The following is a 21,172-nucleotide window of genomic DNA, read 5'->3' on the forward strand; positions in this document are numbered from 1 at the left end:
CTTTAATAAAACTATAATTAAGGTAGCGCTATGAGCTCTAACGCCGCAGTCAGTACCAGTACGCTTAGCACTAAGTCCTCTAAGGTTTGTATCATTATTGGTCACAGTATAGAAGCCATCACTAGTAGCGTTGTGCTAGCAAGCTTAGATCATACGGTGCATCTATACGCCGATTTAGCGGTATTAGAACAGCAGGTTGAGCAATATGGCTTTGAGCATCACCTGCAGGCTTTATGGCAGATGTATTGTCAGCAGCAGCAAATAGTATGCTCAGCATTACCAGATAGTGCCGATAAGCTAATTAATCATTACGAGAGTACAGCTGAATCAAGCCTTTCTCAAACTCAAGATAAAAATCTTAATAAAAATAAGCGTGTCGATATCAGTTGTTATTGGCTATTTTTGGATAGTATTAACACAGTTTGGGCGGATGATAATTGGATTGTGGCTTTTAATCACAGTCATCAACAAACGATTCCAATAGTCATGAGCGGGATTGAAAAGCTAGGACGCGTGACAAAATTAGCAGAGGGTTTACAACGCGCTTGGGTTTATTACGTGCCGTTTGTGTTTTTGCAAGACGGTGAAGCTTATAGCTCAATGCTAAAGCCATCATTGTGGTTATTGGGCGAAAAAACCCCTGATAGCAATCATCATTTAGCGGTACTACAACCATTAATACAACAGGCTCGTGCTTATCATCATGCCGATATTGCTACTATCGAGTTTGCGCGTAGTAGTATTATGGCGATGCTGGCCACGCGTGTTAGCTTTATGAATGAGCTATCTAGACTTGCTGATAGTCAGCAGGTAGATATCGGTGAAGTCAGCCGTATTATGGGACTTGATGCCAGAGTAGGGAGTAGTTATTTGCAGGCGGGTTGGGGGTTTGGCGGTAATACCCTACCGACCGAGCTGAATAAATTACAGCAATCTGGGCAAGGAAATAGTGTCAATATGCCTTTACTACAGTCGGTATTGCACATCAATAACGATCAAAAAGAGCTGATCTTCCGTAAATTTTGGCAGCACTTTGATGGCTTTATCGATAATAAAACGGTAACCATTTGGGGCGGGAGTTATAAATCAGGCTCTGGACGCACCACAGGTTCTGCTATTCATCCGCTGTTAGCGTTATTGTGGTCTTATAATATTAAAACACTGGTTTATAGCGATAAAGCCAAAAACTCACTAGCCAAGCATTATAGTGAGCAGCCGTTATTACAACTGCTCGATAGTCCTTATGAGCAGCTTGATGATGCGCAAGCACTATTTATCATTAGTTTATCACCGCAGCATCAGTTGGATATAGCACAGCTCAACCAGCAAGCTATGCCTATCTTTGATGCGCAAAATGCGTTATCCCGTGCTCAAATTAAGGCGTTAGTCGGAAGTTATGTAGGGATTGGCCGCGCTAAATAGTCGTTAGAGTGACAATCGTAATACCTTCTAAGCTTAAGCAGGAACCGCGCCTTGAGTCGCAAGCCAGTCTTTAATTTCTACGGTTTTACTCTGTAATAACTGTTTATCTCCGCGACTCTCAATATTGAGTCGAATTAGGGGTTCAGTATTAGAAGCGCGCAGATTAAATCGCCACTCGCCAAAATCGAGACTGAGACCATCAAGCATAGATTTGCTTGGTTGTTCGTCAGCGAATTTACTTTCTATATCATTAATGATAGTCGGCGCATCACTGCTAGTTAAACGAAAATTGAGCTCACCTGAGCTCGGATAAGCGCTAATATAACCATTAACTAGCTCTGATAAGCGGTTGCCAGTAATGGATACTAATTCAATGGTCAAAAGCCACGGAATCATGCCGCTATCGCAATAAAAGAAATCGCGGAAATAATGATGCGCTGACATCTCGCCACCATAAACTGCGCCTGATTCGCGCATCACTTGCTTGATAAAAGAGTGTCCTGACTTACTAATAACCGCTTTGCCACCATGCTCATTGATGACCGCTTCGGTGTTATAGATGACGCGAGGATCGTAGACAATGGACTCGCTTGGATACTTATTAAGAAAAGCTTGCGCGAGCATACCGACAATATAACTGCCATCAACAAACTCGCCCGTTTCATCAAATAAAAAACAGCGATCAAAATCACCATCAAAGGCAATACCTAAATCAGCCTTATTATCTAGCACCGCTTGCTGCGTTGACGCCCGGTTTGCTAAAATCATTGGATTAGGAATACCGTTAGGAAAGCTACCATCAGGGTCATGATGCAGACGAATGACTTCAATGGGCGCGTTAGCTTGTACTAGTTTATCGATTAGTAAATCAACCACGGGACCGGCGCTACCATTACCTGAATTAATGACAATAGTTAAAGGTTTGAGTTTTCTTATATCAATAAAATCGATAATATGGTTGATATAAGCGCTCTTATCAGCTAATAATCGTAGCTCGCCTTTTTGCTCAGCATTAGTGAAGTCTCCTGACTCAGCTAATGCTCGAATCTCAGCCAAACCGTCATCCGCGCTTATCGGCTTTGAGTGCTCTTTGACCAGCTTTAAGCCGTTATAGTTGATTGGGTTATGACTAGCAGTAACCTCGATACCGCCTAATACTTGATAGTAGCTAGTGGCAAAATATACCTCTTCGGTGCCAGTCATGCCCAAATCAATAACATCAACGCCAGCATCTAAAATACCTGCCATCGCCGCTTGTTTGAGCTGCTCGCTTGAATGACGAATGTCGCAACCAATGGCAATAGCCGATTTTAATTTTTTCAAATCGCTAGAGTCAGCGGCGGCGTGATATCTTTTATAAAGAATCTCAGCAAAGGCGCGACCGATACGATAGGCAATGGCTTCATCCAAATTTACCCCAAGCTCACCGCGAATATCGTAGGCTTTAAAGGAGTTTATAGTGATAGGGCTGAACGAATCGGCAGGCTGATAGCTGGTATTATTCACAATAGACATAAAATGGATATTCCTAAGCTTAAAGGTAGAGAGCATTATTATTAAATAACTATTCAATGATACACTAACTCATAAACGGCTATCAGCTATTAGCGCTAAATGAGCAAAAATAAGAGTAACTATTTTTATGACTACCGACGATAATAACTTACAAGATCGAACCCAAGTTTTGCCACCTGTGCCGGTATCAGGTACACCTAAAGCCACTGGCGAATTAAGCGATTTATTAGCACTAATGGCGCGCCTGCGGGCGGACTGTCCTTGGGATCAAAAGCAGAGCAATCATAGCTTGATTCCTTATGCTATCGAAGAAGCTTATGAGTTAGCGGAAGCGGTACAGACGGATGATGAGGAGGATATCAAAGGCGAGCTTGGCGATGTATTATTGCAAGTGATCTTTCATTGTCAGCTCTATGCTGAGCAAGGGCGTTTTGATCTAAGCGATGTGATAACTACGTTGCAACAAAAGCTGATTCGTCGCCATCCGCACGTATTTGAAACTGAACATCTCAAAGATGAGGCGGCGGTAAAAGCGCGCTGGGATGAGATAAAGGCTGAGGAGCGTCAAGCCGATGAGGCTCGCGGCAAACCGCGTCGTCGTTTGGATGCATGTAGGGCTGGTAGCGCCTTAATGCAAGCGCAGTCGGTACAAAAGCAAGCCTCAAAATTAGGTTTTGATTGGCAAGGCGTAACAGGCGCTTTTGAGAAGTTAGAAGAGGAGATTGAGGAGTTAAAAACTGAGATTGTCGATAAATCAAAAGCTGAGATAAAGGCTAATATCAGCGATATTGAAAAAGAGCTTGGCGATTGCTTATTTGCTGTAGTTAATGTCGCGCGTAAGCTCAATCTTGATGCCGAAACAGCAGCGCTAACTTGTGTACACAAATTCAAATCGCGTTTTGCTTATATTGAAGATCAACTGCAAGCTATTGGCAAGCCATTAGAAGATAGTGATATTGCCCAGATGGACGTATTGTGGGAGGCCGCCAAACTGCATGAGCGCTCTTTATAACTTTATTAATCATTATCATTGGTCGCTTGCTAATGGGTCACTTGCTAAGAAACACTTAGGGCTTTTATCATGCCTAATTGTTTTTATATCCGTTATAGCGTCCAGCGCGCAAGCCGCGCCTTGTTTTGATAATCCAAAAAGTGCTTATAAATACCTATTAGCACAAGAAAAATCCGAGACCCAAGCGCGCGTGCAGGCCACGGTAAATATCAATCGCGCCACTGAGGGCGAGCTGGTATCACTAAATGGCATTGGCAGTAGTAAAGCGCAAGAGATTATTCTTTATCGTGAGATGTTTGGCGACTTTAAAGAGGTTGATGAGTTAGCCAAAGTAAAGGGTATCGGCGCAAAAACTATTGAGAAAAATAGAGCAAGAATGCGAGTAGGGAATTGAGTTTTTACTTCAACCTAAAATAGCTTGTTTATTACATTTATTATCGGTTATAGGTTTTTTAACAAATAGCAGGTAAGTAGATGTCATAATACAGCAATCAGGCTCAAAATTTGTTAAACTAGCCGATACATCCGCCTGAAAAACGCTGTGTTTATCAGGGGTGGTTAAGAATACCGGCGAGGAGTAGATGCATGGCCGAGCGTGCCGCCAAGCAGTTAGAGTTAAATAAATCCGAATTACCCAATTCCATTACTGAAGTTATTGCCACCTTATCCCGAGCTGGGTTTGATGCCTATATCGTTGGTGGCGGGGTGCGTGATACTTTATTGGGTTTGCAGCCCAAAGACTTCGATGCGGTCACTGATGCCAAGCCGCATGAGATTAAGGATGTATTTGGTAAGCGCTGCCGTATTATCGGTCGCCGTTTTCAATTGGCGCATGTCTACTCTGGTCGTGAACTTATCGAAGTCGCTACTTTTCGTGGCCCGCCTAACAATAATGCCAGTACTAATCAGGACGGGATGATCCTGCGCGACAACGTTTGGGGCGATATCAAACAAGACTTTGCGCGTCGTGATTTTTCTATCAATGCCCTTTATTATCAGCCGCTTAAAGGAATAGTGCATGACTTTTGTGGCGCTTTGGAGGACATCCGCAATAAGACCATTCGTCTGTTAGGCAATGCGCCTGTGCGTATCGAAGAAGATCCGGTACGTCTGCTGCGAGCCCTGCGCTTTAAAGCTAAGCTTGGCTTTGAGTTTGATGCAGAGCTCTCAGAACAGTTTCATGATGATAATTGGGCGCTACTGGATCAAATATCACCGCATCGCTTGTATGATGAGACGCAAAAGATGTTCACTGGCGGTTATTTAGTACCGCTATTGCCCTTACTTTTTGAGTCTGGCGCTATCGATAGTCTAATGATTTATCCCCCTTCTGAGCCTAGTCCTTTAGTGCAGCAAGTGGCTATCAATACCGATAAGCGTATCGCGGCGGGCAAGAGTATTAATCCTGCCTTTTTCTACGCGGCACTCTTGTGGGAGAACTATCTGCATCAGCTAGAAAAGGCCAAAAATCGTAATATGCCTTTTGCTGAGGCGCAGTTACATGCCGCGAGCAAAGTGATTGATCGCCAACGTATCAAGACCGCTATTCCTAAGTTTGCCGAGCAGTTTATTCGGGATATTTGGATTTTGCAGCCCAAATTATCCGCGCCGCGTAATAAGCAGATTGAGCAATTGGCTGAGCATCCGCGTTTTCGTGCAGGCTTTGACTTTTTATTACTGCGCGAGCAATGCGGTGATAGTGATCATCCATTATCGGAATCAACCAATGGTATGGGCGAATGGTGGCAGACCTATCAGACTTTATCTGAGAGTCAGCAGCAGCAAGCGATAGCGGATTTTGATGAAAATATCCGCCGCGGCGCTTATAAGCAAGGTCAGCGCGGTCGTGGTCGTAATCGTCAAAAAAACCAGACTAATAATACTCAGCCAAAAGACCAGAAACAAACTAGTCAACCTGACCAAGTTAAAGTCAGTCAAAGTAGTACTAATCAAGCGGTTAATGACGCGACTAATATCCCTTCACGTCGCCGCCGTCGTAACTCTGATAAGGCCGCTAGCTCGTCTAGTCATCAACAAACGACTAGCACTGAGCAATCGCTACAGGATAGTCAGGAGCTTGAGCAATTACAGCAGTTATCTTTAGCGGCTATTAAGCACTCGCATAAAAAACCAGCCGCGCCAAAGCCCTTATTTGTTATTGAGCATGAAAAAGTAGTGCAACCGCTCAAAAGACAGCTAGATGGCGATACTGGTCAAGCCACTATTGATAAAACTACTACTAATAAAACCACTGCTGATAAAGTGACTGTTAATAAAGTGACTGCTGATAAAGTGACTAAGTCAAATGGTCGTAAGGTTTCGGCTAATAACAAAGCAGCTATTGATAATCAAGCAGCAACTAAACCAGAAAACAAAGACAGTGCTGATACTAACGTGCAACAGCCAACAAAACAGTCAAAGAGGACTAAGACAGAAGTTACTACTTCAGTAGCGCAGACACCCAAAATGGTGACGCTCAATAACGAGCCGATTCCTAGTAAACGTCGTCGTAAACTGCCAAGTAGCTCTACTTCAGCTATTTTAGTAACAGCGCCATTAATCGAAGATAAGCCAGTTAGTCAGGCTAAGTCTGAGACGTATGAGAAAAAAGCACTAAAATCTGTAGCACCACAAGCTAATAGCGCTGCTAAGATGACAGCCACTAAGTCGCCAAAGCTAGCGAATGCTATGGCTAATAAAGGCGCGATACCTGCCAAACGTCGTCGCCGTCAGCCTAGCACGGACAATGCTCAAGGTGAATAGTAGTCGTTTAACACTAGCGCTGATTGAGTTAGGTGCCGTATGAATATTGAGGTTTGGGTCACTTGTTATCTGGGTTTAGGTAGTAACTTAGCCAATGAGCTTGGCTCGCCTATGGAGCATTTGCAGCAAGCTATTACTAGTTTGACTCAGCATGAAGCTATTCGCCAAGTACAAGTATCGTCATACTACGCTTCTGCGCCAATGGGGCCGCAAGATCAGCCAGATTTTGTTAATGCGGTGGTGGCTATCGAAACGATTTTGTCGCCTTTACAGTTACTAGCTGTTTGCCAGCAGTTAGAGACGCAGGCGCAGCGCGCGCGGTTACGCCGATGGGGTGAGCGCAGTCTCGATGTCGATATTTTATTATATGGTCAGTTACAGATTAACGAGCCTACCTTGACGGTGCCGCATGTCGGCTTGACCCAGCGTAATTTTGTCTTAGTGCCACTAAGAGAGCTGGCACCTAATATTGTAATTAATACGCAGCCGATTAGCGCTTATCGACAAAGCGAAGATTGGACTGGTCTTAGAGTGTTAAAATAATCAAAACTTGTGCTCATTATCTGCAATTACTCCTACAAAAATACCTTTTACTAAGTCATTGAGGGCTATATGACGACTTTATCTACGCTTAAAAAATTCAAAAAAGACGGCACCAAGTTCAGTTGTTTGACTTGTTATGATGCTATGTTTGCGCGAATGATGGAAAAAGCGCAGATAGATACTATATTGATTGGCGACAGCTTAGGCATGGTGGTACAAGGTCATGATTCGACTTTACCTGTCACGGTAAATGATATGGCATATCATACTGCCAATGTCGCGCGTAGTAATAAGCAGGCATTAATTCTCGCTGACTTGCCCTTTATGAGCTATGCCATACCTTCTGAAGCGATTGCTAATAGTCGTCAGCTCATGCAAGCTGGGGCGCATGTGATTAAGATAGAAGGCGGTAGTGAGCTTTGTGAGCTAGTGACTATGTTAGCGCAAGCCGGTACACCAACTTGCGTACATCTAGGTCTAACGCCGCAATCGGTCAACGTCTTTGGCGGTTATAAAATCCAAGGCCGTAGCGATGAAGCGGCGGATAAATTATTGGCTGATGCCACCGCGGTCGTCGAGGCGGGCGCAGCATTATTAGTATTAGAATGTGTCCCAGCTGAGCTTGCCAAAGCAGTGACAGAAGCGGTTGAAGTACCCGTCATTGGCATTGGTGCAGGGGCCGATACGGACGGTCAAGTATTAGTGATGCATGACATGTTAGGTATGGTTCATGGCCGCCCCCCGCGGTTTGTACATGACTTCTTAACTGATGAGCGCAATAAGGAGCACAGTATCGAAGGCGCATTTGCCCTTTATCAGCAGTCAGTACGTGAGGGCAGCTTTCCTCAGGCGCAGCATCAATTTGATTAGCGTCATGATTTGGCTACTCCATACTATTTAATATAAAGATAAAAGAGATTTCGATGCCTAGTATTCATCATCGTATTGCTACTTTACAAGACGACTTAAATCCACTGCGTAGTCAGCAACGTCTTGCCTTAGTGCCGACTATGGGTAATCTGCATGCTGGCCACTTAGAGTTAGTCAAAATCGCTAAACAGCATGCCGATATCGTTGTGGTTAGCATCTTTGTCAATCCAACTCAGTTCGGCATTGGCGAGGATTTTGAGAGCTACCCGCGCACCCTTGATGCCGATGTTGCCAAATTAGCGGGCGTTGGTGCCGATTATGTGTTTGCACCTAGTGTTGATGAGATGTATCCCATATTGCCGCCACCGACTAAAGTCATTGCCGGCGCGATAGCCATGCAATTATGCGGTCAATCGCGTCCAACGCATTTTGATGGGGTTGGAATTGTGGTGTCCAAACTATTTAATATTGTGCAGCCTAATATCGCTATATTTGGACAAAAAGACTATCAGCAATTGGCTATTATCAAACAATTAGTCAGAGATCTAAGCTATCCGGTGGAGATTATCGGCGCGCCTATTGTCCGTGCTAGTGATGGTTTGGCTTTATCATCGCGTAATCAGTATCTAACGGATAATGAACGACAAATAGCGCCTGTATTACATCAAGTATTGCAGGATTTGGCAGAGCAATTAGCGCAAAAACTAAAAGAGCATAATCTAACTAAATTAGCATTGGACTCACTACTAGAGCACTCTTATCAACGTATTACTGATGCTGGTTTTGAGATAGATTATTTAGCAGTAAAGACCACTGATCTACAGCCTATAGACTACACAGCGCAGACTACTAAAGGCGTGTCAAAAGAGTTAATTATTTTAGTAGCAGCAAAACTAGGCAAAGCAAGATTATTAGATAATCAATTAGTAATAGTCAAATAACAGCATAGGTTTTAAACAAATAGCGTAGTATATAAAGAGTTAGAGTTTGGCGATTTAGAGCAGCGTAAGCGGTTTAATCAATAAGGTAATAGATTAGGGTAGTATCATGGATGTAGATAAGGTCGATATCAATTCTAAACCTCTAATCTCAGATGATGACAAGCTGAGTGTGCTCATTGTTTCTGGACGTTCGGGCTCAGGCAAAACCTCAGTGCTCAATACCTTAGAGGATTTGGGTTACTATTCGATTGATAATCTGCCGCTGGCGCTAGTGCCTGAAGCGGCGCATAAGCTGGTCAATGAGAGTAATATCAAGCGCGTAGCTTTAGGCGTTGATATTCGCTCACCGCGTGCTGACTTATCCAATTTTGCGGCGATTCAAAAACAGTTGCATGAGAGATATGGTGAGCTAAAGGTACAGGTTATTTATGTTACCGCGCAAGAAGATACCTTAGTTGCCCGCTTTAATGCTACCCGCCGCGTGCACCCGCTAATGGCTCAAGACGCTGAAGGTATTAATAACACTAGATATAACCTGCCTGCGGCGATAAAAAGAGAAATCGAATTATTAGAGCCTATAGCTAGCTGTGCTGATATTACTATTGATACTAGTAAGCTCAATATTCACCAGCTAAAAGAGCGTTTGCGCGATCAAGTAGGAGCTGATAATAAGATTGTGATTAATTTATTATCGTTTGGCTTTAAGTATGGCAGTCCTATTGATGCTGACTTTGTATTTGATGTCAGAATCCTGCCAAATCCGCATTGGAATGCAGATTTGCGTAGTGCCACAGGATTAGATAGCGAGGTGGAGGAGTTTTTTGCTGATTATCCAGAAGTTAGGGAGATGAGCGATGATATTGCTACCTTTTTGACGCGCTGGTTACCAGATTTTTTGCATAATAATCGCCATACGGTTACCGTGGGTATCGGCTGTACCGGTGGCAAGCATCGCTCAGTTTTTATTACTGAAAAACTGCAACAGCATCTCACTGAGCACTTGCCAGAAGCCTTAACCGTGGTAGCTAAACACCGTGAAAAAAGTCGGTGGTAGTTAGCAGCTGGCAGTGCAAAATAGCGGCTGACTTACCATTTTATAAAAATACTTTTGAGTTATTATTACTCTATTAGTCGCCCTATTATTTATTTTATTATCCCTATTATCAGAGAGTTTTTATGATTGATTGGTCAGAACAAGACATGCGCGTCTCGCGTACCGAACTCAAAAAATCTCATGAGCGCTTGCAAGCTTTATCGATACCGCTGGCGAACTTATCCAAAAAACAGTTAAAGAAGCTGCCAGCTAGTGATTACTTTATGGCAGAATTAATGGCTTTGGCAGATATTACTAGCGCTAATGCGCGTAATCGTCAAACCAAACGTGTGGGTAAGCTGATCAGTGAAGAGAACCGTCACGAGTTGGTCAAAGCGCTATTTGAGGCCTTTTTCCCTAAAGAGCAAGTCTCCAAAATCGAGAGCTGGCGCGGTAGACTCAATATCAATGACGAAGGCACGATGAAGCAGTTCGTAAAGCAATATAAAGCTGCTGAGCATAATAGCTTATATCAGTTATTGCTTTGGATCGAATATGCCAAACATACTCAAGACGATGAGCTAATGATGGAGTCAGAGCAGGACTTAGCGAGCTATATTCGTGAAGTGGCTATTTTGACGCAGCTAAAGTAGCTTAATTTGGATAAAAAATATAGACCTTGTAGAGTCAGCCATGAGCTGGCTTTTTTGTGGTTATTCATCTTGCAATACTGTCAGCATCTCCCCATAAATAACGGTATTCCATTACCTTTATGAGTTTTAGTTGTTATGGTTAAAGTTTCAGCAGCGAGCGATAATGATAATAGTGAAAATAAGATTGAGGATAAAGACGACAGAAAAATTCGTCTTAAGCACCTGATCAAACGCCTGCCCAATTTGCCAGGGGTCTATAAAATGCTTGGCAAAAACGGCGATATTCTCTATGTAGGTAAGGCCAAATCATTAAAGAGCCGGGTCAATAGCTACTTTGCCAAGACTATCGATCATCCAAAAACAAGAGCCTTAGTCGCGCGTATCCATAACATCGAGACCATTATCACTCGTAGCGAAACCGAGGCGCTGCTGCTCGAACAAAACCTTATCAAAGAATATCGTCCGCCTTATAACGTGCTACTACGCGATGATAAATCTTATCTTTATGTGTTTATCTCAGCGGACAAACCTTATCCGCGTTTGGCTTATGGGCGCGGCAAAGGCAATCATCAAAAAGGGCGCTTTTTTGGGCCTTTTCCCTCAGCGCATGCGGCCAAAGAAACCTTGGTGCTGATGCAAAAAATGTTTCAAATGCGTCAATGCACTAATACCTTTTTTAAGCAGCGTAAGCGTCCCTGCCTTGAGTATCAGATTAAGCGCTGCCGTGCGCCCTGCGTGGGACTAGTATCACCCGAAGAGTATAATGAAGACGTGAATAATACCATTCGCTTTTTAAAGGGCGACTCAGGCGATATTCATAACGCTTTGATTGATAAGATGGAAAGCGCGGCTGAAGAGTTAGATTTTGAAAAAGCAGTGTTTTACCGCGATCAGTTATCGATGTTACGCGAAGTGCAAGCGCGGCAAGCGGTTTATACCGTGCAAGGTGAAGCTGATGTCATCGTTATCTCTAGTCAAGCGGGTATGAGTGCGGTCAATGTGCTCACGGTGCGCGGCGGCCGTGTGCTTGGCGGCAAGAACTACTTTCCTGATGTCGATAGTAGCGAGCCTATCGCTGATAATCTCTCCGCCTTTATTATGTCGTTTTATTTTCAAGTAACTGATGACTTACCAAGTGAGATTATCCTCAGTCACGAGCTACTAGATCAGCAAGCGGTCGCAGAAGCACTTGCGACCCATTTCGGTAGTAAAGTCACTATAAAAACCAATGTGCGTGAGCACCGCGCTGAATGGTTGGACTTGGCCAATCTTAACGCTAGTAATGCGTTAAAAACTAAGCTTGGCGATTATCTTGAGCTACATGCGCGCTTTAATGCACTCAAAGAGGTGCTGGCGGATGTCACCGATCGTACTATTGATCGTATCGAGTGTTTCGATATCTCGCACACAATGGGCGAGGCAACGATAGGCAGCTGCGTGGTCTTCGATCAAGGCGGTTCGCGCCGGCGCGACTATCGTCAGTATGCTATTCACGATATCGTTGGCGGTGACGATTATGCAGCGATGAAGCAAGTACTGACGCGGCGCTACAAAAAGCAGCCATTACCGGATTTATTGCTGATAGATGGCGGTAAAGGGCAGATGAGTATGGCCAAAGAAGTACTGACAGAATTGGGTATTTTGAACGATACGTTATTGATTGGCGTGGCCAAAGGCGAGGGACGTAAAGCCGGGTTAGAGGTGCTGCATTTCTTAGATCATGAGCCGCTTGATTTGCCGATGGATAGCAAGGCCTTGCATTTGCTGATGCATATTCGTGATGAGGCGCACCGTTTTGCGATTACTGCCCATCGCAAAAAGCGCGATAAACGCCGCTCATCCTCGGTATTAGAAGTGATACCAGGACTGGGCGAGAAGCGTCGCCGCGACTTGCTCAATCATTTTGGTGGTATGCAGCAGTTGCTAGGAGCTTCTCAGCAGGAGTTGGCAGGGGTAACTGGTATTGGGCCAGTGCTGGCCAAGACTATTTATAAGGTTTTGCATGAGTAAGGTTTTTCTAAACTTATAACTATCTGAATAGTTTACTTTAATAATTAAAGGCTGTGCTTTTAACACAGCCTTTTTTGCTAACTAGCCTTTTCTGCGATAACTGACAAACTCAAAGTCTAAGCCACTTTTTTCATCGTGTTTCTTCTCGGATGTTTCTGTCGCCACAAAGTCGCTTGGCAACTCTGGGAAAAAAGCATCGCCACCACTAATCTCAGTATCGACATGGGTCAGCTCAATACGATCGGTATACATCATCGCATCTTTAAACACTTTTTCGCCGCCAATGATCCAGATGGTCTCTAAATGTGCACCGTGCGCGAGGCTCGCCGCTTGTGTCAATGCCTCATCTAAATTATGCATGACATGGGCATTGTCTTTGCCGACAAGCCCTTTTTGCTCTGCGTAGTCTAATTGGCTAGTAATGATAAAGCTGACGCGCTTCGGTAGAGGCTTGCTACCCATCGACTCAAAAGTCTTACGCCCCATAATGACAATACCTTTTATAGCGCTATCATTGGCGGCGGTGGTCATACTCTTAAAATGTTGCAAATCCTCTGAGATATGCCACGGTAGCTCATTGTCTTTACCGATACAACGATTGCTACTGATCGCCGCTATTTGCGCCACTTCGGTGTTAGCATAGCTCATAATTTATCCTTATTTTTTATAAAAATTTAGCAATAAAGGTACTCAGTTTAAACCGCTACCTTTGCCTTAATAGCCGGATGCGACTCATAACCCTCAACGCTAATATCTTCATAATTAAAAGCAAAGATATCTTTTACATTGGGGTTTAGGGATAGAGTAGGTAGCGTCATTAACGAGCGCGATAATTGTAATTCAGCTTGCTCGCGGTGGTTCTGATAAATATGACAATCACCGCCCGTCCAAATAAATTCGCCAACTTCTAAATCGCAAACTTGCGCGATCATATGCGTCAACAGCGCGTAACTGGCAATATTAAACGGTACGCCTAGGAATAAATCCGCTGAGCGCTGATAAAGCTGGCAAGACAGCTTATTGTCGGCGACAAAGAACTGAAATAGCGTATGACAAGGTGGCAAAGCAACTTGATCAGCCTCGCTTGGGTTCCAACCTGAGACGATCAGACGTCTGGAGTTGGGATTGGTTTTTATTTGTTCAACCACTTGCGTGATCTGATCGACGCCGTCATTGTTATAAGCATCGTTATTGCTTTCATCAGCGTTTTTACTAGCGCCATAGTTGCGCCACTGATGACCATAGATAGGGCCCAAATCACCCGCCGGACGATTAAAGCGCGCGGTTTGCTCGGCGGTCGCCCACTCGTTCCAAATTCTTACGCCATTGGCTTGCAGATAATCAACCTTGGTACTACCGCTTAAAAACCACAAAAGCTCATAAACGATAGATTTGAAGTGCACTTTTTTGGTGGTTAATAACGGAAAACCATCGGCCAAATCAAAACGCAGTTGCGCGCCAAAATGACTTAAAGTCCCGGTGCCCGTGCGATCGCCTTTTTCAGTACCGTTAGTCAAAACGTACTGGAGTAAATCAAGATAAGCGTGCTCGTTTTTTGTAGTAATCATGGTCTTCAACTTCAATAAAACTAAATTTGTTGGATAAGTGTAAGTAGGTAAGCCCGTCTATTAATAAGCGGCTTGTTTGCCCCAGTCATAAATGTCGCGCTTATAGGCATAAAATATTAAGAAAATACCAATTAGTATCATCGGCGCGCTAAGTATCTGTCCTTTAGTTACCCAGCCTAATAATATAAAGCCTTGATCGACATCAGGTTGACGGAAAAACTCGACAATAAAGCGGCTAAAGCCATAACCAAGCATAAACACGCCAGTCACCGCCATACGTGGACGCGGCTTTGATGAGTACCACCATAATAACAAGAATAGCAACAACCCTTCGGTCAAAGCTTGATAGAGCTGTGAGGGATGACGCGGTAATAAGTACTGACCACCCACCTCAGTAGCTACTTGTTGCAGGGCGGGATTGGTCTGTAGTAACTGCGCATCGAAGGCTGCTGCTTGCGGGAAATAAGTGAGCCAATTGTAACCGCCTTCTGAGACGCGGCCCCAAAGCTCGCCATTGATGTAGTTACCGATACGCCCGAACAATAAGCCAGTCGGCACGCAAGGAATGATAAAGTCGAGTACTTGAAACGGCGTCTTTTTGTATTTACGAGCAAAATAGAGCATGCCAAGCCCAACACCAATCATGCCACCATGAAAAGACATGCCGCCTTCCCAAACTTTGAACAGATAAGCGGGGTTTTGTAGTAATTCACCGAACTGATAAAACAGCACGTAGCCGATACGTCCGCCCAATATTACCCCGAGCGCGCCAAAAAATACTAAGTCCGACACCATATCGGTAGACCAAGCGTCGCGTTTGCTGCTCCGATACCAAGCCAAAGCGTAGGCGGCCGCAAATGCCAACAAATACATGAGACCATACCAATGCACTTCGACAGGGCCAAGCGCGAGCGCAACAGGATCATACTGAGGATGAATAATCATAAGGGCAACACAAACTTATTAATAAAATGCTATATATGATAGCAAAGTTCAACATAGAAAAGACATGAAAAAGCAGCTAAGATAGCAAATATGCCACCAAAGCGTAAGTTTATTAGTCGGCTCAATTATCAAAAGGATTTGTTGTGAAAACTAGAATAATATTGACGTCAGTTGTACCGGCGTTCCTAGCAAACAAAAGGCTATCGCTGGTTCTGTCAAGCGCTGCGATCTTGAGTCTATTGATGCCAATCAGCGCACAAGCAGCCGCTAGCAACATTGAGCAAATCACTATTTATCAAGGCCTAGCTAGCGTCACTCGTAGCTTGCCTATTACTGGCAGCGGTGAGCAGACTGTGGTGTTCTCTTGCCTGTCACCTTATATCGATCAAGACAGCTTGAGTGTACAAGCGCTTGGAGGAGTCAATGTTGGTGAGGTCAGTATCCAGACGCTAAGCGGTGAGCAAGCGTCGTTGTGTCAAAACCAAGGCGACGCCAAAGTGCAAACGCAGCAAGATAACTTAGCGACTATTAAAGCGGACTTGGAAGCGGCGCGTTTGGCTAAAGCCTACTTGCAAAATACTACTAAAGTCACCCAGCTCACTATTGATGGCACGCTGGCAAGCAACGCGCGCGATTTAGAATCGCAGGCCGCTATTATTAATAAAAGAATCCTTGAGCTTGAGCAGCGACAAACTCGTGCTCAAGATGCGCTCAATCAGTTGATGGTAGGGAGCAGTACCACCGCCAACCGTAATACGGTAACCCAAGTCAGTGTCCGCACAGCTAGTCGTACACCAACTACGCTTAAATTGCATTATCAGGTGCGCGGTGCGAGTTGGCAGCCGACTTATCAAGCCAGACTCAATACTGATACTAAGCAGCTTAGTATCACCGCCTCTGCTATTATCGCCCAGCAAACAGGTGAGAATTGGCTAAACGTTCCTCTTGTGCTCAGCTCAGTCAATCCTAATCAAAACGCGACTGGTCAGCTACCTTATGTACAGCGCCTGTCTCTATATGATGAAAATAAACAAGGAAAAGTAGCTAGATTTGCGCAACCGATGATGGAAGCCGCGCCAGTGGTCGTGGTTTCAGCAGATGCTAGTGATGAAGCAATGGGAAATATGGCACCGCTACCGAGCTTTGCGGTTAGCCAACAAGACAAAAACGGCATTACTGAATATCGTCTGCCGCAGCGCGTCAGTATCCCTAGTGATGGTAGGCGCGTGCGTACGGTTATTGATCAGCAATCAGGTAATAGTAAGCTGTGGATTCGCAGTACGCCAAGTAGCGAGCTGGCAGGATACTGGTATGCCTCAGCGCCGTTCTTGACACCGGCTTGGGTCGATGGCTCGCTGCAACTGTACCGCGACGATAATTATATCGGACAAACACGTTATAACTATCAGCTGTTAAAAGAGCAAGGCATCGGTTTTGGGATAGATTCTAATATGCTAGTCAAACAACTGATTGATGAAGATAAGCAAGGCGATAAAGGCGCGTTCAATCGCACCCAGACTTTGACCAAAACCGAGGCTTATCAGTTCACCAATAAGCATAATAAGACGGTTAGTTTGCAAGTGCTTGGCAGCGAGCCTATTAGCCGCGATGATAATCTAAAAGTGAGCGTGACTCATACGCCCCCTGTGACGGAGCGTAATTGGAATAGTAATCAAGGGGTAGTCGCTTGGGAGTTTAATTTAGCGCCTCAGCAATCACAAGTGCTGCAGTCGATATCGCAAGTGAGTTATCCTGCGGGTAAAGAACTGCTCAGTAATTAAGGAGAGATATGTGTATTGTCGCTATTGCTTGGCAGTTATTTGATGAGTTGCCATTAGTATTATTGTCTAATCGTGATGAGTTTTTAGCGCGCCCCACTAAGCCTTTGCATCAATGGTCAGACCAGCCTATTTATGCCGGTCGTGACAGTCAGAGCGGTGGCACTTGGTTAGGCATCCATCAACAGTCCTTTCAGAACACTCAATCTACTGCTCAGCAAAACGGGCGCTGGGCAGCCGTTTTGAATTTTCGGGATGGTGTACAAGCAAAGCCTGATGAGCGCTCGCGCGGTGAGTTAGTCACTAATTTTCTGATTAGCGACTTATCGCCAATGGCTTTTGCGCGGCAGATTAACTTGCAAGAGTATGCTGGCTTTAATCTGATTGTTGGTGATAGCCGGCAAGCTGTAGTGGTTAATAATCGTGGCTATGCGCCAACCGCGCTGCATTCAGGTTTACATGTTTTCTCGAATGGTCAGCCGGAGGAGAGTTGGTTCAAAACCGAAAAACTACGCGGACGTTTGCGGCAAGAAGTACTACCGCTAATAGCTGAGAATAGTGCGCTTGAGTATTGGCAAGACGCTGCGCTAAATGTGATGTCTGACAAGACGCCAGCGACTGAGGAGCAATTGCCAGAAACAGGCGTACCGAAAATTATAGAGCAGGCGTTATCGTCAGTGTATATAGAGCCTGTCGCTTTGAGTAATCTTGAGACAAAGATGCCAAGTTATGGCACGCGTACCCAAAGCATTTTGACTTTGCGTTGTGATAGTAAATATCCAGCAGAGATAAAAGCGCAGCTTATTAGCCGTGAAACTAATAACGCTAAAAATTAGGAAGGGCGCATTCCCCACAATATTGATGAGGTCATACATAGTGAACGGTGTTTAAGAAGCATCTTACAAAAGCTAAGATATTAGATTCAACCTTATAAAACATATCGACATAAAAAATGCTCACTATAATATCTAATTTTCTAGACATTACTGCGAGCATTTTTAATTTAATCCGCGTTTATTCTATTAACAAATGGTTATTTTGTTCTGGAATAATCAGCTCTTGTTTAAGAGGGAGTTCGCGTACTAATTCTTGTAAAGCACGACGATAAACCCCGCGTTTAAAGTGGATCACTTGTCCAAGTGGATACCAGTAGCTGACCCATTGCCAATGGTCAAATTCCGGTTTCCCCTCGTCAAAGCGGATGTGTTGCGTGTTCGGCTCATCTAAGCGTAGCAAAAACCACTTTTGTTTTTGCCCAATACATAAAGGATACTGACCATGACGTACGTAGCGTTTTGGCAGGCGATAACGCAGCCAATCTTGGGTGACTGCCAATAAGTCTACGTGACGCGGATGCAGACCGACCTCTTCCCAGAGCTCGCGGTACATCGCATCCATTGGCGTCTCCCCGCGGTCGATACCGCCTTGCGGAAACTGCCAAGCGTTGTGACCAATACGTTTTGCCCACAGTACTTGCCCTTGTGTATTTGCCAAGATGATGCCGACATTGGCGCGAAAGCCGTCTGCATCTATCATGACTTAACCTTTTAAATGTTTTAAAAACAACTTATCTCGATACAGCACTAGACAAAATCTAATTATTATAAGGTGATTGTTATCACTACTATATCAAAACGAGTTTTATTATCTTCATTAAAGCAAGAAATAGCCAAAATGTGTAACGATATTTTGCTATAAAATGTTTCACAGATTTAGTGCTTTAAAATCAAAGGGTTATATGGCTATATTTATGGTATTTTTTGTTGTCATTTCAATCCTAAAAAAACATCTAATAAAAACGCTGAAGTTATGTTTGCGTTTTATTCTTACTAGCAGACGCTATGCTAAACTGGTGCTAAACTACAGCTCTACATTAGTAAATCACGGCGCATAATCGTCAGTAAAGAATATTATAAAGTTACTTATACTTTCAAAGTAAGGATAGTTGATAATGGCTGAAACCAAAGCAAGCGTTACTTGGCAAGAAAACAAGGCTTTTATGGGCGTCTCGCCATCAGGGCATAATGTACAGATCGATGCCGATAAAGAAAAAGGCGCTAGTCCCATGGAGCTGATATTGCTCGGACTTGGCGGCTGTGCCAGTTATGACGTAGTAGCGATACTACAAAAATCGCGTCAAGAAGTGTTAGACGTAAAATGTGAGCTAACTGCTCAGCGTGCTGAAACCGTGCCTGCCGTCTATACGGACATTCACATGCATTTTGTAGTCACTGGTAAAGATATCGCCGATAAGCAAGTAGAGCGCGCAATCAGACTCTCAAGCGAGAAATACTGTTCAGCCAGTCGCATGCTCATGCAAGGTGGGGTAAATGTCACTCATGACTTTGAAGTAGTTGCCCGTTAGTCATTTTATTAGAGACAACGATAGGGGAAAAAATACCGATGAATTACCTTTTAGGCTTTATCCCTGATACCGCCGCTGCGGCAATATGGGCTATGCTAGTAGCAAGCTTGTTGCCGCTAGCGATGGCGATGACTGCAAAAGCGTTTGGTGGTTTTAGTCTTGCTGACAATGCTCATCCACGAGATTTTTTGCAGCAAACTACAGGCGCTTCTGCAAGAGCGAACGCCGCGCAGCAAAACAGTTATGAGACCTTGCCTGTGTTTTTGGCAGCGGTGATAGTCGCGATGCTATTCTTTGTACCGCAGTCTATTATCAATACTTTAGCGTGGCTTTATGTGGTTATTCGCATTGGTTACTGCGTGGCCTATATCATTAATCTACCGATATTTCGCTCAATACTCTGGGTACTATCCATGGTATGTAGCTTAATGCTATTTTATTTAGCTATTCGTATTAGTACTTAAAATTAGTACTTAGCACTAGCCATTACTCATTTAATTAGCGATAACTAGCTTGCAAAGCGGCGATGATAGCCGCTTTACTTTTTTCTCTTTTGATATCATTCCACAGCGTTTTTGCCTCAATGTAGCCTTTGCTTAGCATACCAAGCCACTGCTTGTAGCGGCCCACTAGTACGACATCATTCTTGGCTGCGCCTTCTAAAAATTTAATCTGATGAGTAATCAAGTCCTGCCAAGCGAGTGTTGCGGTCTGTAATACTTTATTATCCATTAAACCTGCTTTATCGACCTGCGCTATCAGATCAGGACGCGTTACCGCACCGCGTCCTAGCATCAAATGCTCAGTTCCCGACTGCATCATACACTGCTGTGCTTGCTGGCTATTCCAAATCTCGCCGTTAGCGATCACCGGTATATCTAGCGTATTAAAGCTTTGAATCTTCTCCCAATAAGCGGGCGGTTTGTAGCCTTGGGTCTTGGTACGCGCATGAATGGTTAGCCAATTGGCCCCGCTGTCGGCAATGGCTCCTTTGATATCTTGCATACGGCTGGTGTCGGTATAGCCGAGACGTATCTTGGCAGAAACTGGAATGTTGCTAGGCACCGCTTGACGTATCGCGCTGATAATCTGATACATCACTTCCGGCTCCTCGAGTAGCACTGAGCCGCCGCGATGACTGTTGACGGTCTTGGCCGGACAACCAAAGTTAATATCGATAGCAGGCGCGCCAAGCTCAGCAGCAAAAGTGGCATTTTCTGCCATCAACTGCGCATTACTACCAAGCAACTGGATATGAATAGGTGTCCCTGAGGCAGTCTTGGCATCATGATGCAGCTCAGGCACGTATTTATAGAACACATGCGCCGGCAAAACGGTTTGAGTGACGCGAATAAATTCGCTAACGGACCAATCATAGGGACGACCCAAATCGACAGCAATTTGCGTTAAGATTTGCCGCATTAAGGGATCGGTTAAGCCTTCCATTGGGGCGAGGAGGCGGACGGGAGTTTTAAATAAAGTGTTTAAAAGAAGCATGTGTTTATGAGAGTAAGTAAAAAGTGTTGTATGATAACTTATCTATTCGTTAATAGTCGTATAAAAGGTGATGATATTGATAGTATTGAAGGAGATAGCTATACAGGCTCTGACTTAACAGCAGGAGCCAGTAAAACGTGGAAGCTATTAATTATGCCAAAACCTAAAGCTGTCATGCGTACCTTTAAGTTAGACTTTAACGAAGTAGACAGCACCGAGGTTCCTATTATTTGGCAGGAGTAAGGTATTCATTGTAG

21 protein-coding genes are annotated in these 21,172 nt (G+C 44.3%); 15 read left to right on the top strand and 6 right to left on the bottom strand.

The window, feature by feature from the left end:
• The first annotated feature begins 30 nt into the window (after positions 1–30).
• Positions 31–1,422, top strand: a complete 1,392-nt coding sequence (locus M0N77_RS12330; RefSeq protein WP_353105463.1) for a UDP-glucose/GDP-mannose dehydrogenase family protein — start codon at positions 31–33, stop codon at positions 1,420–1,422.
• 33 nt (positions 1,423–1,455) lie between these two features.
• Here the strand turns inward: M0N77_RS12330 and M0N77_RS12335 are convergent, their stop codons facing one another.
• The gene (locus M0N77_RS12335) at positions 1,456–2,937 is read right to left on the bottom strand and encodes a phosphomannomutase CpsG (RefSeq protein WP_353105464.1); all 1,482 of its coding nucleotides are present in this window, start codon (positions 2,935–2,937) and stop codon (positions 1,456–1,458) included.
• A gap of 127 nt (positions 2,938–3,064) precedes the next feature.
• Here M0N77_RS12335 and mazG point away from each other — a divergent pair, with 127 nt between their 5' ends.
• The 9 genes from mazG (at position 3,065) to uvrC (ending at position 12,762) form a co-directional block, all read left to right on the top strand.
• Positions 3,065–3,949: a nucleoside triphosphate pyrophosphohydrolase gene (gene mazG, locus M0N77_RS12340; RefSeq protein ID WP_353105465.1), complete on the top strand. Its 885-nt coding sequence runs from the start codon at positions 3,065–3,067 to the stop codon at positions 3,947–3,949.
• Positions 3,933–4,343: a ComEA family DNA-binding protein gene (locus M0N77_RS12345; protein ID WP_353105466.1), complete on the top strand. Its 411-nt coding sequence runs from the start codon at positions 3,933–3,935 to the stop codon at positions 4,341–4,343. Before mazG ends, M0N77_RS12345 begins: the two co-directional genes overlap by 17 nt.
• A 191-nt stretch (positions 4,344–4,534) precedes the next feature.
• Positions 4,535–6,712 (top strand): polynucleotide adenylyltransferase PcnB, encoded by a 2,178-nt coding sequence (gene pcnB / locus M0N77_RS12350; RefSeq protein WP_353105467.1) that lies wholly within the window; start codon positions 4,535–4,537, stop codon positions 6,710–6,712.
• 39 nt (positions 6,713–6,751) lie between these two features.
• On the top strand, positions 6,752–7,255 hold the full coding sequence (gene folK / locus M0N77_RS12355; protein ID WP_353105468.1) for a 2-amino-4-hydroxy-6-hydroxymethyldihydropteridine diphosphokinase: 504 nt from the start codon (positions 6,752–6,754) through the stop codon (positions 7,253–7,255).
• A gap of 69 nt (positions 7,256–7,324) precedes the next feature.
• Positions 7,325–8,125, top strand: coding sequence for a 3-methyl-2-oxobutanoate hydroxymethyltransferase (gene panB / locus M0N77_RS12360; RefSeq protein WP_353105469.1), 801 nt, complete (start codon positions 7,325–7,327; stop codon positions 8,123–8,125).
• Between the two features lie 53 nt (positions 8,126–8,178).
• On the top strand, positions 8,179–9,066 hold the full coding sequence (gene panC, locus M0N77_RS12365; RefSeq protein ID WP_353105470.1) for a pantoate--beta-alanine ligase: 888 nt from the start codon (positions 8,179–8,181) through the stop codon (positions 9,064–9,066).
• 106 nt (positions 9,067–9,172) lie between these two features.
• The gene (rapZ, locus tag M0N77_RS12370) at positions 9,173–10,120 is read left to right on the top strand and encodes an RNase adapter RapZ (protein WP_353105471.1); all 948 of its coding nucleotides are present in this window, start codon (positions 9,173–9,175) and stop codon (positions 10,118–10,120) included.
• Positions 10,121–10,242: 122 nt separating this feature from the next.
• Positions 10,243–10,752, top strand: coding sequence for a ribosome biogenesis factor YjgA (yjgA, locus tag M0N77_RS12375; RefSeq protein WP_353105472.1), 510 nt, complete (start codon positions 10,243–10,245; stop codon positions 10,750–10,752).
• Between the two features lie 135 nt (positions 10,753–10,887).
• Entirely contained in the window at positions 10,888–12,762 is a 1,875-nt protein-coding gene (gene uvrC, locus M0N77_RS12380; RefSeq protein WP_353105473.1) for an excinuclease ABC subunit UvrC, read from the top strand.
• Positions 12,763–12,843: 81 nt separating this feature from the next.
• Here the strand turns inward: uvrC and M0N77_RS12385 are convergent, their stop codons facing one another.
• From M0N77_RS12385 to lgt, 3 genes are read right to left on the bottom strand one after another with little or no spacing between them, the layout of a single operon-like run.
• Positions 12,844–13,410, bottom strand: coding sequence for a dihydrofolate reductase (locus M0N77_RS12385; RefSeq protein ID WP_353105474.1), 567 nt, complete (start codon positions 13,408–13,410; stop codon positions 12,844–12,846).
• 47 nt (positions 13,411–13,457) lie between these two features.
• Positions 13,458–14,330 carry a thymidylate synthase gene (locus tag M0N77_RS12390; protein WP_353105475.1) on the bottom strand — a complete coding sequence of 291 codons (873 nt, stop codon included), beginning with the start codon at positions 14,328–14,330 and terminating at the stop codon, positions 13,458–13,460.
• 60 nt (positions 14,331–14,390) lie between these two features.
• Positions 14,391–15,275 carry a prolipoprotein diacylglyceryl transferase gene (gene lgt, locus M0N77_RS12395; RefSeq protein WP_353105476.1) on the bottom strand — a complete coding sequence of 295 codons (885 nt, stop codon included), beginning with the start codon at positions 15,273–15,275 and terminating at the stop codon, positions 14,391–14,393.
• Positions 15,276–15,418: 143 nt separating this feature from the next.
• Between lgt and M0N77_RS12400 the strand changes: the two genes are divergently transcribed.
• Together M0N77_RS12400 and M0N77_RS12405 are read left to right on the top strand one after the other, a co-directional pair.
• Positions 15,419–17,056 carry a DUF4139 domain-containing protein gene (locus M0N77_RS12400; protein WP_353105477.1) on the top strand — a complete coding sequence of 546 codons (1,638 nt, stop codon included), beginning with the start codon at positions 15,419–15,421 and terminating at the stop codon, positions 17,054–17,056.
• 8 nt (positions 17,057–17,064) lie between these two features.
• Positions 17,065–17,889, top strand: coding sequence for an NRDE family protein (locus M0N77_RS12405; protein WP_353105478.1), 825 nt, complete (start codon positions 17,065–17,067; stop codon positions 17,887–17,889).
• 178 nt (positions 17,890–18,067) lie between these two features.
• Here M0N77_RS12405 and M0N77_RS12410 read toward each other — a convergent pair whose 3' ends face one another.
• Entirely contained in the window at positions 18,068–18,589 is a 522-nt protein-coding gene (locus M0N77_RS12410; protein WP_353105479.1) for an RNA pyrophosphohydrolase, read from the bottom strand.
• A 415-nt stretch (positions 18,590–19,004) separates the two neighbouring features.
• Between M0N77_RS12410 and M0N77_RS12415 the strand changes: the two genes are divergently transcribed.
• Both M0N77_RS12415 and M0N77_RS12420 read left to right on the top strand, forming a co-directional pair.
• Entirely contained in the window at positions 19,005–19,418 is a 414-nt protein-coding gene (locus M0N77_RS12415; protein WP_353105480.1) for an OsmC family protein, read from the top strand.
• 38 nt (positions 19,419–19,456) lie between these two features.
• Complete coding sequence (locus M0N77_RS12420; protein WP_353105481.1) at positions 19,457–19,882, top strand: MAPEG family protein; 426 nt, start codon at positions 19,457–19,459, stop codon at positions 19,880–19,882.
• Between the two features lie 34 nt (positions 19,883–19,916).
• Here the strand turns inward: M0N77_RS12420 and M0N77_RS12425 are convergent, their stop codons facing one another.
• Positions 19,917–20,915 carry a tRNA-dihydrouridine synthase gene (locus M0N77_RS12425; RefSeq protein ID WP_353105482.1) on the bottom strand — a complete coding sequence of 333 codons (999 nt, stop codon included), beginning with the start codon at positions 20,913–20,915 and terminating at the stop codon, positions 19,917–19,919.
• Between the two features lie 30 nt (positions 20,916–20,945).
• Here M0N77_RS12425 and M0N77_RS12430 point away from each other — a divergent pair, with 30 nt between their 5' ends.
• Entirely contained in the window at positions 20,946–21,158 is a 213-nt protein-coding gene (locus M0N77_RS12430) for a hypothetical protein (RefSeq protein ID WP_353105483.1), read from the top strand.
• Positions 21,159–21,172 lie beyond the last annotated feature (14 nt).

The sequence above is a fragment of the Psychrobacter sp. AH5 genome (genome assembly GCF_040371085.1).
GTDB lineage: Bacteria > Pseudomonadota > Gammaproteobacteria > Pseudomonadales > Moraxellaceae > Psychrobacter.